The sequence below is a fragment of the Kroppenstedtia sanguinis genome, assembly GCF_050433445.1.
GTDB classification, from domain to species: domain Bacteria; phylum Bacillota; class Bacilli; order Thermoactinomycetales; family DSM-45169; genus Kroppenstedtia; species Kroppenstedtia sanguinis.
Genome location: NZ_JBNPXF010000011.1, coordinates 43,845 through 57,795, shown reverse-complemented (window position 1 = coordinate 57,795; position 13,951 = coordinate 43,845). Strand labels below are relative to the sequence as shown.

The 13,951-nt window shown below is 52.2% G+C and carries 12 protein-coding genes; all 12 read right to left on the bottom strand.

What is annotated here, in order from left to right:
• Positions 1 to 54 precede the first annotated feature (54 nt).
• Positions 55 to 1,101, bottom strand: coding sequence for a glyceraldehyde-3-phosphate dehydrogenase (locus tag JOD24_RS08545; protein ID WP_429246745.1), 1,047 nt, complete (start codon positions 1,099 to 1,101; stop codon positions 55 to 57).
• A gap of 98 nt (positions 1,102 to 1,199) precedes the next feature.
• Complete coding sequence (locus JOD24_RS08540; RefSeq protein ID WP_380163034.1) at positions 1,200 to 1,835, bottom strand: lytic transglycosylase domain-containing protein; 636 nt, start codon at positions 1,833 to 1,835, stop codon at positions 1,200 to 1,202.
• Positions 1,793 to 2,410 (bottom strand): dephospho-CoA kinase, encoded by a 618-nt coding sequence (gene coaE, locus JOD24_RS08535; RefSeq protein WP_380163033.1) that lies wholly within the window; start codon positions 2,408 to 2,410, stop codon positions 1,793 to 1,795. The genes JOD24_RS08540 and coaE overlap by 43 nt, the downstream gene beginning before the upstream one ends.
• Before the next feature lie 45 nt (positions 2,411 to 2,455).
• Positions 2,456 to 3,280, bottom strand: a complete 825-nt coding sequence (mutM, locus tag JOD24_RS08530) for a DNA-formamidopyrimidine glycosylase (protein ID WP_380163032.1) — start codon at positions 3,278 to 3,280, stop codon at positions 2,456 to 2,458.
• A gap of 17 nt (positions 3,281 to 3,297) precedes the next feature.
• Positions 3,298 to 5,943: a DNA polymerase I gene (gene polA, locus JOD24_RS08525; protein ID WP_429246744.1), complete on the bottom strand. Its 2,646-nt coding sequence runs from the start codon at positions 5,941 to 5,943 to the stop codon at positions 3,298 to 3,300.
• A 700-nt stretch (positions 5,944 to 6,643) separates the two neighbouring features.
• Positions 6,644 to 7,159 carry a DUF3231 family protein gene (locus JOD24_RS08520; protein WP_429246743.1) on the bottom strand — a complete coding sequence of 172 codons (516 nt, stop codon included), beginning with the start codon at positions 7,157 to 7,159 and terminating at the stop codon, positions 6,644 to 6,646.
• A 107-nt stretch (positions 7,160 to 7,266) separates the two neighbouring features.
• Positions 7,267 to 7,827: a hypothetical protein gene (locus JOD24_RS08515; protein WP_429246742.1), complete on the bottom strand. Its 561-nt coding sequence runs from the start codon at positions 7,825 to 7,827 to the stop codon at positions 7,267 to 7,269.
• Positions 7,828 to 7,971: 144 nt separating this feature from the next.
• Positions 7,972 to 8,292: a metal-sensitive transcriptional regulator gene (locus JOD24_RS08510; protein WP_429246755.1), complete on the bottom strand. Its 321-nt coding sequence runs from the start codon at positions 8,290 to 8,292 to the stop codon at positions 7,972 to 7,974.
• A gap of 177 nt (positions 8,293 to 8,469) precedes the next feature.
• Positions 8,470 to 10,041 carry an FMN-binding glutamate synthase family protein gene (locus JOD24_RS08505; protein WP_429246741.1) on the bottom strand — a complete coding sequence of 524 codons (1,572 nt, stop codon included), beginning with the start codon at positions 10,039 to 10,041 and terminating at the stop codon, positions 8,470 to 8,472.
• A 330-nt stretch (positions 10,042 to 10,371) separates the two neighbouring features.
• The gene (locus JOD24_RS08500; RefSeq protein ID WP_380163028.1) at positions 10,372 to 11,121 is read right to left on the bottom strand and encodes an arylamine N-acetyltransferase family protein; all 750 of its coding nucleotides are present in this window, start codon (positions 11,119 to 11,121) and stop codon (positions 10,372 to 10,374) included.
• 161 nt (positions 11,122 to 11,282) lie between these two features.
• Positions 11,283 to 13,406 carry a heavy metal translocating P-type ATPase gene (locus tag JOD24_RS08495; RefSeq protein ID WP_429246740.1) on the bottom strand — a complete coding sequence of 708 codons (2,124 nt, stop codon included), beginning with the start codon at positions 13,404 to 13,406 and terminating at the stop codon, positions 11,283 to 11,285.
• On the bottom strand, positions 13,403 to 13,798 hold the full coding sequence (locus JOD24_RS08490; protein ID WP_429246739.1) for an ArsR/SmtB family transcription factor: 396 nt from the start codon (positions 13,796 to 13,798) through the stop codon (positions 13,403 to 13,405). Before JOD24_RS08490 ends, JOD24_RS08495 begins: the two co-directional genes overlap by 4 nt.
• Positions 13,799 to 13,951 lie beyond the last annotated feature (153 nt).

Here is a 13,951-nt window from a genome sequence, read left to right as displayed (position 1 = left end):
TATAAGAGCCGCTTCTCCGGCAAGAACCGGAAAGCGGCTGTACATCATCCAGGATCAGACCATCACTTCCCGGAGTTGAACCTTTTCCTGTTTATCGAAAAAAGGGCGCCCCACCCACTTGACTAGGTCGACTACACGGCAGGAGTATCCCCACTCATTGTCATACCAAGCGATCACCTTCACCTGTCGGTCACCGATAGACATCGTAGAAGGTGCATCTACAATAGCGGAATGAGGATTTCCAATAAAATCGGTGGAAACCAAGGGGACCTCACAATACTGAAGAATCCCACTCAGATGGGTTTCAGAAGCCTCCTTCAACGCGGCGTTCACTTCTTCGACATCGGTGGGGCGGTTCAGGTCCACCACTAAATCCACTACTGAAACGTTGGGAGTGGGAACCCGAAGAGCCAGCCCGTTTAATCGTCCCTCTAGCTCAGGAAGGATTTTCCCGATCGCGGAGGCAGCACCCGTCTTCGTCGGAATGATCGACTGGGCACAAGCACGGGCCCGTCTCAGATCCTTGTGAGGATTGTCCAGATTTTTTTGGTCATTGGTATAGGAATGAACCGTGGTCATCAACCCTTGTTCAATCCCGAATGTCTCCTGCAACACCTGCACCACCGGCGCCAGACAGTTCGTGGTACAGCTGGCATTGGAAATAATCTGGTGCGCTTCCGGGTCGTAAGCGCTCTCATTAACCCCCATCACAATCATGGCATCCTCATTTTTCCCGGGAGCGGTGATCACCACTTTTTTGGCCCCGGCCTGCAAATGGCGCCCTGCACCTTCCCGGTCGCGAAACTTTCCGGTGGCCTCCACCACCAGGTCGATATCGAGATCCTCCCAAGGGAGACGGGCGGGATCACGGTCGGAAACCAGCTTTACTTCCTTACCGTTGACGATCAGCCGATCCTCATCTCCCCGGATCTCATCCTCCACTGTACCGTGAATGGTGTCATACTTCACCAGATGGGCCAGTGTCTCCGCCGGATAGCTGGCATTGACTGCCACTACCTCCAGATCCCCTTCGTGGATCGCTTTTCGGAAAACCATCCTGCCGATTCGGCCAAAGCCATTGATCGCTATTCGCAGAGGCATATTTTCCCCTTCCTTCACCCATTGTTACATACAAGTTCCCCTTATCATTATAATCTGTATAACACATATTGCAATGTGCCTCCACTAAATTGGGTCTTTTATTGAGGAAGCGTATAAGTTTCCCTTTGTTTTACCAAATGGGCGTATAGCGAACGGTACTTGTCATGGAAAAACATCACCCGTTGCACATAATGACGCGTTTCCCCGTAGGGAATCTGCTTCAAGTTGTGACGAGTCCCGTCCCACCGCCCTTCTTTCAACCATTTCTGCACATTACCGGGACCTGCATTATAGGCAGCGATCGTGGCCACTTGGTTTCCATGAAATTCTTTCATCAATCCGGACAGATACCAACTTCCCATGTGGATATTGATCGCCGGATCTCGAACGGAATCTTTGAACGCCGGAGAAAACCGTCCTTTCTCCACGACCCAATCCACTGTGTTGGGAGTCAGCTGCATCAATCCCTCGGCACCAGCATGGGACTCTACATCGGGGTCAAACTTACTTTCCACCCGGATGACTGCCATCACGAGAAAAGGATCCGCACCTGTCGCATCCGAACTGTACAATATCTGTTCTTCGTAGTCCAAAGGATACATCCATCCATTGAAAAGAGGGGTGGCAACAATCAAGAAGATCAGGAGCAGTATGAAGGCCAGTCCCAACTTACGCCTGGACGGAAGGGCGGCTATAACCGGTTGGATCCACTTTTGGAGAGCAAAGTTTCCCATAAAACATCAACCTGTCCTTCCGTGTCCGCACGGGTGCCGGAGTTATCGATCAGCACATCGGCGAACTTTTTTTTCTCTTCGATCGGCATCTGGGCTTGGATCATCCTTCCCGCTTCTTCTTCCGAAATGCCTTCCCTCTCCATCAATCGCTTCAGTTGCAATTCTGCAGGAATATAAACTAGTACGACCGTATCCACCAGATCAGTCAGCCTTTCTTCAATCAACAAAGGAACGTCCAAGATGACTGGAAGGTCCGGGGACTCTTCCAGTGCCTCCTGTACCTCGGCCTGCATTTGACGAATGATGAGGGGATGAAGGAGTTGGTTGAGATCTTTTAGAGCTGTTGCATCCCGAAACACCCACTCCCGGAGGGCTTTTCGATCCAGTTCCCCTGTCGCTCTAAACACCCTGTCACCAAACCGATCCCGTATCTGCCTGCTTCCTTCGGTTCCAGGCTCCACCACTTGTCTAGCCACTTGATCCGCATCTACGATTTTCGCTCCCTTTTGGCGAAACCACTCAGAGACCGTACTTTTTCCGGTAGCGATCCCACCAGTCAAACCCACCTTCAACACAACCCCTCCCCTCCGGCAAAATCCACAATCCCCTTCAATCACTCGTTATTGCTGACAATCGGGGCAAAAATGAGTGCCCCGCCCAGCTACCACTCGGCGTTCAATCGGACGGCCACATTGAGGGCAGGGCTCTCCTTTTTTTCCATACACCTGAATTTGTAACTGGAACATCCCCATTTCCCCATTCCCATCCACATAGCTGCGGACAGAAGATCCCCCCGCTTCAACTGCCTTCATCAAAGTGGAACGAATACTTTTGTACAGCTGTTTCACCTCTCTGGAATCCAGGGACTGCACCCGCCGTTCCGGATGAATTCCCGCAGTAAAAAGGGCCTCATCCACATAAATATTGCCAAGCCCACACAGGAATTCCTGATTGAGTAGCAAAGATTTGATGTTGGTTTTTCGCTTGGCTAATCCCGCTGCAAAACCCTCCAAAGTGAAGGCCTCTGACAAGGGCTCCGGACCCAGTTTGCGCAGGGGAGGGAGGTTCAGTTCTTCCCCTTTCGGCCACAGATGCATCGTGCCAAATTGACGCACATCCCGATATCGCAGCTCCGTTCCGTCTGTAAAGCGAAAAATCACATGAGTATGTTTGATCACAGGTGTCTCCACAGATTCCAGACTGTAACGCCCTTCCATGCGCAGATGGGAAACCAAGACCCACGGGTCGAAAAAGATTCGCAAAAATTTCCCCCGACGCTCCACTCCCGTCACTTTTCGCCCCTTCAACATCTCTTGGAATAATTCTGGATCCGGGGGCTCCTGGAGGATCCGGGGCAGGGTTACTTTCACCTCTTCCACCGTTTTTCCCATGATCAGCTTCTGCAACGTCCGCTTCACCGTCTCAACCTCTGGTAACTCCGGCACTGTTCATTCTCTCCCCATTATTTTGCTTCATACCAGGTCTTTCCGGTGTTAATGTCCACTTGGAGGGGCACATCCAATTTCATCGCATTCTCCATCACCTGGCGCACCCGATGTTCTAAAGCCTCCATTTCCTGCAAAGGCGATTCAAAGATCAATTCATCATGCACCTGCAAAAGGAGCCGAGCCTGGAACCCCTCTTTCTCCAACAAGGCGTCCATCTCCACCATCGCCTTTTTGATAATATCCGCCGCCGTCCCTTGGATTGGTGTATTCATCGCCGTCCGTTCGGCAAAACTGCGCCGGTTGAAATTGCGGGAATTGATTTCCGGCAACTCGCGGCGCCGATGGAGCATGGTGGTTACATAACCGTCCTTTTTCGCTTGACGGACGATCTCCTCCATGTAGAGCTTCACCTTGGGATAGCTATCAAAGTAACGCTGAATAAATTCCGCCGCCTCCTTGCGGGGGATATTCAGGTTTTGCGACAGACCGTAATCACTGATACCATAAACAATCCCAAAGTTGACCGCTTTGGCATGACGGCGCATCAGCGGAGTCACCTCGTCGACGGATACCCCGAACACATCCATCGCCGTTTTGGTATGGACGTCCAGTTCCTTTTGAAAGGCCTCGATCAGATTCTCATCCCCCGACAAATGGGCCAGCACCCTCAGCTCAATCTGGGAGTAATCCGCCGACAGCATCAACCACTCCTCTTCCGAAGGGACAAACACCTGCCGGATCCGCCGCCCTTCCTCCAAACGGATGGGAATGTTCTGCAGGTTGGGATCGGTGCTGGAGAGGCGTCCAGTGGCGGTGATCGCCTGGTTGAACCGGGTGTGGATCTTCCCCGTCTCCTCGTCGATCTCCTTGAGCAAACCTTCCACATAGGTGGAGATCAGTTTGCCCACTTGGCGGTAATGCAGGATCTCTTCCACAATCTCATGTTGTGGTGCCAGCTTTTCCAGCACATCGGCGCTGGTGGAATATCCTGTTTTAGTCTTCTTCAAAACAGGCAGCCCCAGTTTGTCAAACAGGATCTCCCCCAACTGTTTAGGGGAATTGATATTAAACTCTGTTCCCGCCAGCTCGAATATCTTCTCCGTCAACTCATCCAGCCGGAGCTTCAATTCCTTTCCCAAGGATTGCAGCCCCTCCCGGTCCACCTGAACTCCCTGCCATTCCATCTTCGCCAGGACCTGGGCCAAAGGCATCTCCAGATCGAAGTAAAGGGAATCGAAGCCGTTCTCCTTCAATTCCTCTTCCAGCAGAGGTCGCAACCGGTGGATGGCTCGGGCCTTGCGGGCCAAGTGTTCCGCCAACTCTTTTCCTTCCGGGCGACGGCGTTTCACTCCTTTTCCGTAGACAGCATCATCGTCGGGAAGTCCACCTCCCCATTTGCGATCCACAATCTCCGAAAGTTCATGCCCTGATTCCGACGCGTTGATGAGATAGGAAGGCAATAAGATATCCCACTTGAAGCCATCCGTCTCCAATCCCTGATGTTTCAAGGCAACCTCTGTAGCCTTGACATCATAACAAATCTTTGTTCGCTCCGCGTCTTGAAGCCAACGGCAAAAACCCGGCCACTCTTGGGCTGTCTTCCACTCCAGAAAGAGTTGTTGTTCCCCGTCAGACAAGGCCACTGCCAGCACATCGGACCGATGGTAGTTCTCCCCGCTCATCTCCAGAAACAGGGCGAGACCCTCCTGATCCAGCCACTCATCCCAGTTCTCCGTCTCTGCCGGACCGACGGTTTCCACGGTAACCTCTTCCATCTCCTGCGGCTTTTCCTTTGCCTCGGATCCCCCGAACCGCGCCAGGAGGGTTTTAAATTCCAGCTCTTTGAGAAGCGGGGTCACTCGGTTTGGGTCGTATCCCTGAAACTTCAGATCATCGAGGCCGAAATCCAGAGGCACCTCGCAAAAGATCGTGGCCAAGTCCTTGCTCAACAACGCATCCCGCCGATTTTCAGCCACCCGTTCTTTCAGCTTTTTCCCTGGGAGGTCGTCAATGTGATCCAGAATATTTTCCACACTCCCGAATTGGTGGAGAAGTTTCAGGGCGGTCTTTTCTCCGACACCGGGAATCCCAGGGATATTGTCCGATGCATCCCCCATCAGACCTTTTAAATCGATAATCTGTTCCGGCTTCAAACCGTACCTCGCATCCACCTGGTGAAGATCATACCGGTCCGCATCGGTCACCCCTTTTTTGGTCATCAACAAGTGCACCCGATCCGACACCAGTTGCAGAAGATCCTTGTCTCCCGTAACGATAGTAACTGCAAGCTCCTTCTGCTCCGCCTGTCGGCTGAGGGTTCCGATGATATCATCCGCTTCATACTGATCCAGCTCAAAATGATGAATGCCAAAGGCGTCCAGAAGCTTTTTGATCAGAGGGATCTGTTCGGAAAGCTCCCCCGGAGTTTTGTCTCGCTTCCCTTTGTATTGTTTGTAATCCTGGTGGCGAAAGGTAAACTTTCCTGCATCAAAAGCCACCATGACGTGACTGGGCTTCTCCTCTTCCAGCACTTTCATCAGCATCATGGTAAAGCCGTAAACGGCATTGGTATAGGTTCCCCGTCGGTTTTTAAGCAACGGCAAAGCAAAAAAAGCTCGATAAGCGATACTGTTTCCGTCGATCAACACCAGTTTGTCCATCCTGGACCTCCATTGTTTGGATTTCTACGTTCCATCTTTCTTGTCAGTGACGAATAAGCCGCCAACCCTTCACGGCAAGCGGAATACCCAGGATTTGACGGGTCTGGAATTAGGCCATACATTCTTTTATCACGATCAAGAGGATCTACCCCAGGGCTGTTGATTAACCATAAAGTGGATGATGGGAAGGAAACGACCCTTTCGCTCTTTCCCTTGCCTCTATTGTAAAATATCGCTTGAGGGGAGGGGGAGGGTGGGACGGCTCCGATCTCTTGCAAAGAACGCATAGCGAGACCCGGGAGCGGAAAGCGACCCTGGCGAGACTTGTGCCCTATGGGTGCAAAGGCTCTTCACCGTCCCACCATCCCGACCTTATTTACTGCCTAAATATGAATAATCAACATGCCTGGATCTACCCATCCTCCCTTTTAAAACCGGCCTTTTTTCAGGCTTCAACTCCATTTATTCTATCATGCCACAGGCACCCACTTCCAGTAAGGGCCCATCGGGCGCGTATCCCCTTTTCGGAGAACGGAGCTGGCGGCATTGATCGGCGCGGGAAACCGCAGGGCACGTCCTTTTCATCCGTCCATCAGGAGAATTCTTTTGAACCCCCGATTTTCCACAGACAAAAAAGCACCCCATCGGGTGCTTTTTTCTTAACTGAGTTGATTGAGTTACCGGTGGAAGAGTCCTTGGCTCATAAAGTTCCAACCGGTTCCTGAAGGTGCAGGGGCGGGGGAACCAGCCATCCTTTTTCCTTTTGCATGCGTAAAAGAGTCGTTCCCGCCTGAGTTTTCTTCATATGAAATTGACCAAACATCATCCCAATATCTTCACGGATGGATTCTCCCATAGCTTGACTGCAGGCAACCATCCCCATGGTCAGATCCCGGGCAATGGATACTGCTATTTCAGGGTCATTGAAACGGGCCCCAACCGGGATACTCTCCAAATTGGCCACAGGCCGTTCCGGCGGTGTGGGAGGAAGAACGACACCATTCTCCTTAAGAAGCCGTTCAATTTGTTCCTCTTCCCGTCTTCCGGTTTTGATCATATCTTCAATAAAATCACGAAGTTCTTCATCTCCCGTATGATTCAGCATGGTTTGGTATCCGGCAATCTTCCCTTTGGTGGCACTGAGATAACTCCAGGCTGCAAACACTTCTCCGTAGTGCATGGGTTCATCGACTGGATTTTCACTCATTACACTCATAATATACCTCCTGATGGTAGCCAAAATGTTTTCCATGATCTTATCTTGGACTGGATGGATCGATTTATGCTTGAAAACCAACTTTTTCTCCTTTCAGCCCAATATCTTCAGTGTCCACCGTGAACGGATCCTTCCCCGGCCACCAGCGGATGGAAATGGACGCTCAGGAGGAAACACGCTGTCAGCACAAAGAAAGCCCAGGGATTGTGTAAGAGGTCGGTCATTTTGTCGGCCCCTCCCTGAGGAGACAGGGTGAGAAACACCATGAATTGAATCCCCACCACCAGCACTCCTGTCAAACGGAACAGAACCCCAGCTGCCTCTGAAGGGCTCATCACCGCGATCATTGCCCCCATGGTTCCGCCCATCCATCCGGCTACCGTTCCCTCCAGCACTCCCCGAACCCCGCTACGCCAACCCATGGCCCAACCGGCCAAACATCCTACCCCATAAGCGATCAGGGCAGAAGGAAGAAAGGTCAATCCCATCGCCAAGGGAGCATAGACTCCGACTTCCGTTCCCACCGCCGTCCCCACCGACATGGAACAGACCATTCCGTCGCGTTGGGGGCTCAACGGATGAATCCAGGACAGTCGAATCAGCCACAACAGCAAAGCGCACCCGGTCACCCCCCACCCCCAAGTCGCCAACATCCACATCTTTTTCACCTCCGAACCACCTGTCCCATATATATGCGTAAGAAAAAGCGATCAGGAAAAATCAATATCCACGAAAAAAGACGGATACTCCTCGAAGGAGATCCGTCATGCCATCGAAAGAACCTACGGCAGCGAAAGAGAATTCCCCATCTGTCATTTTTTCATCATCCTACGAACTGTAATCATCAGTTCATCAATCACTTCATCCTCCCCCGCACAGATCCGTTCCACCACGCAACTCTTCATGTGACCTTCGAGAAGGATCCGACTGACACTGTTTAGAGCCGACTGCACAGCGGCGATCTCAGTCAAGACATCATCACAATAAATATTGTTCTCAATCAACCTACGCACATCTTGGATCTGACCCTCAATCTGATTCAACCGAGAAGTGAGATCACTCTTCACTCCGTTGGAGTGGTGGCTTTTTTTCTCTTCATGGGTTTCACCAGTTCCCTCATCCGCTTTCTCCATCAGATCCAGTTCCGAACTTCCCAGCTCCACGGGTTTCACCACCCCTTTCCCTGTCCCTATTATAGCTTGTGTGGGAACCTGTGATGCCAACAAAAACATCCCCATGAACAACCCCCATGCCCAACAGGGCTTTCGATCCGAAACCTTTTCCGTATACACTCCCCCGAACCTTCCTGCTCACCGCGATCTGGAGTTTAACTCATACACTTTCCCATAGCGGTCTTTGTACACCAGATGCCGCCGTTCAAACTTGGCGGGAGAATCGATCCCAGCAGCGGCGGCCACATTGTACAAACCTTCTCGCAAGGAGAGAAGGTAATTGCAGACACGATAAGATTTTTCCTCAACGACCAGCGCTTTTTGCAACGATGGATCTGTCGTCGCCACGCCGACGGGACAACGATTGGTATGACAAACCGTGGCCTGAATACAACCGACAGACATCATAAATCCGCGAGCGATGTGGACCAGATCCGCACCCATGGCTAGGGCCACGGCAATGCGGTCCGGTGAGAGCAATTTGCCGGAGGCGATCAATTTGACTCGGTCCCGAACACCGTATTTTTTGAGCAGGTCATCGGCAATGGGAAGTGCCGCATGGATCGGGAACCCGACCGCATCCGCTAACTCCTTGTACGAGGCCCCGGTCCCTCCTTCCCCTCCGTCCACAGTGATAAAATCAGGGGCCATTCCCGTCTCCGCCATGGCTTTTGCCAGCTGCTCTAGGTCTACATCTCCCACAACCAGTTTGATCCCTACTGGTTTTCCGCTCACTTCCCGCAACTTTTCGATAAAATGGAGCATCGAGATCGGATCCCCAAATTCCTTAAATCGGTTAGGACTGTCGATGGACTGATAGGCTTCCACGCCTCGGATCTCCGCGATCTCGGGAGTCACTTTGGCCCCGTCCAGATGACCGCCCCTCGTTTTCGCCCCCTGAGCCAGCTTGACCTCAAAGGCTTTCACTTGCTCAATCTCACTCTTCTTTTGGAACTCCTCCCATGAAAAATCCCCCTCCGGTGTCCGGACTCCAAATAAACCCGGCCCGATCTGTAGCATGATATCGGCGCCACCAGCCAGATGGTATTTGGATAGACCCCCTTCCCCGGTATTCATCCAAGTTCCGCCTGCCAACCCCAGCCCCATCGATAACGCCGTAATCGCCCGCTCTCCCAAAGACCCGTAACTCATGGCAGACTGACCGATCAACCCCTTGATTTTAAAGGGGTGCCTGCAGGTGGCCTTTCCCAGGATGACCGCATTTTCCTCCAGCAGGTAAAAGGGATTCACCTCCGCCGCTTCCCGGTGTTCCTTCCGGCGAAACAGGCTCTCATCGTCGATGGAGTAGACGTTAGTTTGGATCTTTTGTTCATTGTCCACCCTCATCTCCTGTTCCAGTTTGGGAAAAAGGGAATTCCGGATATAATAACCTTCCTCCTCATAATTTCGCTCTGTTCCAAACCCGAGCAGACGGTGCTTATACTTGGCGGAGATGACGACATCTTCGAACTGCCTCCGGGTGAAGGGTTTTCCTTCATTATCGTTGAGGAACAAATACTGCCGTAGCTCCGGACCTATCTTCTCCAGGATATACCTCATTTTCCCGAGGACGGGGAAGTTGCGCAACACCGAGTGCTTGTCCTGATTGATATCCCGGAAATACAGCCACAGGAGTGTAACCACTGGAACCAACACCACGATCACGACAATTCCGATCAACACAATCTCCCATACATCCGTCAGATCCATAAACCTTCCCCCTCCAAGTCCTCCGATATCCTGCCGCGTCGGAACGTCCATGTCATTTCAGAGCTGCCGATTAACCAAAGCGTGAGTAACAGAAACAAAACATATCCTTCTCTTTTCCCATTGCCCCGTCCTAAATATGGATAATTAAAACACCTTCATCCATATATCTTTTCCAGTATCCTGCAAATCTTTACTTGAGATAGACTCCCTCCCCTCCAGCGTAGTTTTTCGCTTTAAAGTCGGTCTACAGGCATGAAAAAACCCCGTTCCATACCGGAAAAACGGGGATCACTTCTGTGTTCAAATGAAGATGTATCGGATCTGTAAAATCTATAATATAATACCAAACCGCTCTCGAAGCAGCTGGGGCAAGGATGAAGAGGGGATCTCTTCTTTTTGCTTTGTATCCCCCTGGGTTACCACCAGAGTGTTCCCTGACAGGGTGATCCGCCCTTCCGTCGTGGGGAGGGTGACAACGGATTTTCCTGTAAAGGGAGAGTCGGGGGAAGTCTGGTTGAACTGACACTGGGGAGCAAATTCCCACAACTTTTTGGGCGTAGTCGAAAATCGAAGACGGGTCAACCAGGATTCACTTGCCCGCTTCCTCTGAAGATCATACACTCCTTCCTGCTCCGCCACGGGAACCACCCGATACCTCCCACTCACATCAGTCCGCTCCTCTCCTGTCAAGGGAAGAGGAAGCCGGGCAGAGTCCCCAAAGCCCACATCTACTAACCACCATCCATCCAACTCCACCAGCAGGGTCGCGTGGCTGTCGGCCAAGGCCCAACCCTCCTCTTTCTTCACAGTTCCCGCCACCAGCCGGGTCTGATAGCCCAATGACTCCAACAACCGATAAAAGAGTCCGTTCAACTCGTAACAAAATCCGCCGCGGTGGCGATGAACCACTTTATCGTAGATTTGTGATTCATCCAGTTGTATCGGAACCTTCCGCAGGATATCCAAGTTTTCAAAGGGCACCGTCAACAGATGCTGCCGCTGAAGGTACTCCAGACCGGCAAAATCCGGTTTCTCAGGCCGGATGGCTTCGATCCTTTCCAGATAACTCTTGAGATCCAATGAAATCCCCTCTCTTCTCTCCCCATGATTCTACTCCGTCAGTCTTTCCATGAACCACGAAAAGCCAAATCCTATGCCCTCAGCTTATCTGCCACGGTTTCAACCGCGGCTCTAATCCTCCCTCTTGTCCGATACGAGGGATTCATCACGTTACAATCACTTCAAGGATTTATCTTCAAGAGCCGAATGCTGTTCAGCGTTACCAAGATCGTAGCTCCCATGTCAGCAAAGATCGCCAACCACAGGGTGAGCCAGCCTGGAAATACAAAGAAGACAGCCAAAAACTTAGCAAGTAGTGAAAGGGTGATATTCTGCCGGATGATGCCCCGAGCCGCTCGGCTAAGCCGGATGGTGAAGGGGAGTTTAGCCAGGTCATCGGCCATCAACACAATATCTGAGGTTTCTAATGCGGTATCCGTTCCCGCCCCGCCCATGGCGATCCCGGTGTCAGCGGCGGCCATCGCTGGAGCGTCATTGATCCCGTCACCCACCATGGCGATCCGACCGCGGGATGATTTCAGCTCTTGAACAGCCTCCAATTTGTCCTGGGGTAGCAACTCCCCCCGGTAGTCATCAATTCCCACCTCTGCTGCGATGGCCCGAGCCGTGCGATGGTGATCACCAGTAAGCATCACCGGATGCATCCCCGCCTGTTTCAGTACCTGCACAGCCTCCCGGCTGGTGTCACGCACTTCGTCAGCCAAGGCAAACACCGCCAGAAGACGATCCGGCGCATCTAGACAAACCACTGTGTAACCCCGATCTTCCAACGACTCCATTCGTTCCCGAATTTCCCCGGAAATATCCTCTGGCAATATCCAGCGGGGACTTCCAATTCGGTGAAGCCTTCCGTCGACGACAGCCTCTGCTCCCCGACCGGGTTGGGCTTGAAATTCCTTCACATCAGCAGGGACGATGCCCTCTGCTTCTGCCATATGGACCACAGCCTGGGCCAAGGGATGTTCCGACATCGATTCCATGCCGGCAGCAATGGCCAACACCTGGTTCCGGTCTGCCCCATGAAAGGGGACCACTTCTTTAACCACTGGCTCTCCACGGGTCAGTGTTCCCGTCTTATCAAAGGCGACCACATCCAAAGCGCCAACAGTCTCTAGATGGATCCCCCCTTTGATCAAGACGCCGTTTCGAGCAGCGTTTCCGATGGCGGACACCATCGCCATCGGGGTGGAAACCACCAATGCGCAGGGGCAGGCAACAATCAGCAGTGCCAGCGCGTCATATAGAGCGCCTGTCCAAGCAACTCCGAACACCAGGGGTTTGATCAGAAAAACAGACAGAGAGAAGAGTAAAATCACCGGTGTATAAATCTTGGCAAAGCGATCCACAAAGGCCTGGACAGGGGCTCGCTTCTCCTGAGCTTCCTCCACCATGGAGATAATTTTGGAGAGTGTGGTCTCCTCTGCTCGCTTCGTCACTTCCACTTCCAGAAAGCCTTCTCCGTTAAGGGTACCGGCAAACACCTCATCCCCGGTCTCCTTGGGCACTGGCACCGATTCTCCGGTGATTGCCGCCTGGTTGATGCTACTCACTCCGACTGTGATCCGACCGTCCATGGCCAACTTTTCACCGGGACGGAGCAGCAGGATGTCCCCCACCTCCACCTCCTCCACAGGCAGAATCAACGCCTCACCCTGGCGGCGGATCCTAGCTTTCCGGGGAGCCAGATCGAGAAGAGCCCTCAGCGAACTGCGAGCTTTGCCGCTGGTGTAGATCTGCAAGGTTTCGCTAACACCGAACAAAAAGGCCACCACTGCCGCCTCGTCCCAATAACCGATGCCAATGGCACCAGCCACAGCTACTGTCATCAAAGCATTCATATCGAAACGGAGACGAATTAAGCCCGGTAACCCTTTGCGGGCCGTCTCCCACCCTCCCGTAATTACCGCAGCCAAAAACAATCCGGTGACCAGGGGTTGCGGGGCATCCACTCCCTTCGCTCCCAGAGCGAACAGGATCAACAGAAGGGATCCTCCCGTAAATAGGACTTGCCGTTCCCGATACCACGGGAGGACTTGGCCGTCTTCCCCAGGCTCTTCTTTCACCCGAATCCCATCAAAAGCACCCAGTCGGTTGACATGCTCCCGGGATAGCTCTTCGCCCCAGATCGTCAGTTTAGAGGCTCCGAAGTTGACCCGCGCATCGCTGACACCTGGAGCCTTTTTCACCTCTTGCTCAAACTTGGCGGCACAGTCCGCACAGGTAAGACCCGTCAACCGGTAAACCACTGCTACCTCTGACTGAACCCCTGCTTCTCCCTCACTCACGGTTTTTCTCCTCCTTTCCGAAAACCCTCCTCCGCGTGTTCGATCGCCAGTTTCACCAACAAGCGGACATGATCATCATCCAACGAATAGTAGACCATTTTCCCTTCCTTGCGGCTTTGGGTCAGACCCAGATTTTTCATCAACCGCAGATGGTGAGAAGCCGTCGCCACCGAAGTCCCCAGAATGCTGGAAACATCGCAGACACAGAGCTCCGCCTCCAAGGATAATGCATAAGCGATCCGAAACCGAGTTTCATCCCCGAGACCCTTGAACCATCGGGCTGCATTCATCGGATTTGTCTCTTTCATCTTTTCCTTCAGCCGCATCACTTTTTCTTCATCGCTGGAGAAAATCTCGCAAGTCTCCACTTGGGAACGAGGTTGGGATACCAACGGGAACCCCCCTTATATTCTAAAATCCATTTGAATATAAGATAAAACATCAACCAGTTACATTACAATATTCAAATGAATATTGTAATGAATTTATTCCCCCGTGTTCACACCTTTGTTACAATAAAGTCAGAATTCAAAATGGGGTACTCA

What these genes read in the sequence shown, in the direction of transcription:
- JOD24_RS08510 (WP_429246755.1), bottom strand. Translation starts at nt 8,292, where the DNA reads ATGGAGAAAGCGGATGAGGGAACTGGTGAAACCCATGAAGAGAAAAAA.
- JOD24_RS08505 (WP_429246741.1), bottom strand. Translation starts at nt 10,041, where the DNA reads ATGGATCTGACGGATGTATGGGAGATTGTGTTGATCGGAATTGTCGTG.
- polA (WP_429246744.1), bottom strand. Translation starts at nt 5,943, where the DNA reads ATGGACAAACTGGTGTTGATCGACGGAAACAGTATCGCTTATCGAGCT.
- JOD24_RS08545 (WP_429246745.1), bottom strand. Translation starts at nt 1,101, where the DNA reads ATGCCTCTGCGAATAGCGATCAATGGCTTTGGCCGAATCGGCAGGATG.
- JOD24_RS08520 (WP_429246743.1), bottom strand. Translation starts at nt 7,159, where the DNA reads ATGAGTGTAATGAGTGAAAATCCAGTCGATGAACCCATGCACTACGGA.
- JOD24_RS08540 (WP_380163034.1), bottom strand. Translation starts at nt 1,835, where the DNA reads ATGGGAAACTTTGCTCTCCAAAAGTGGATCCAACCGGTTATAGCCGCC.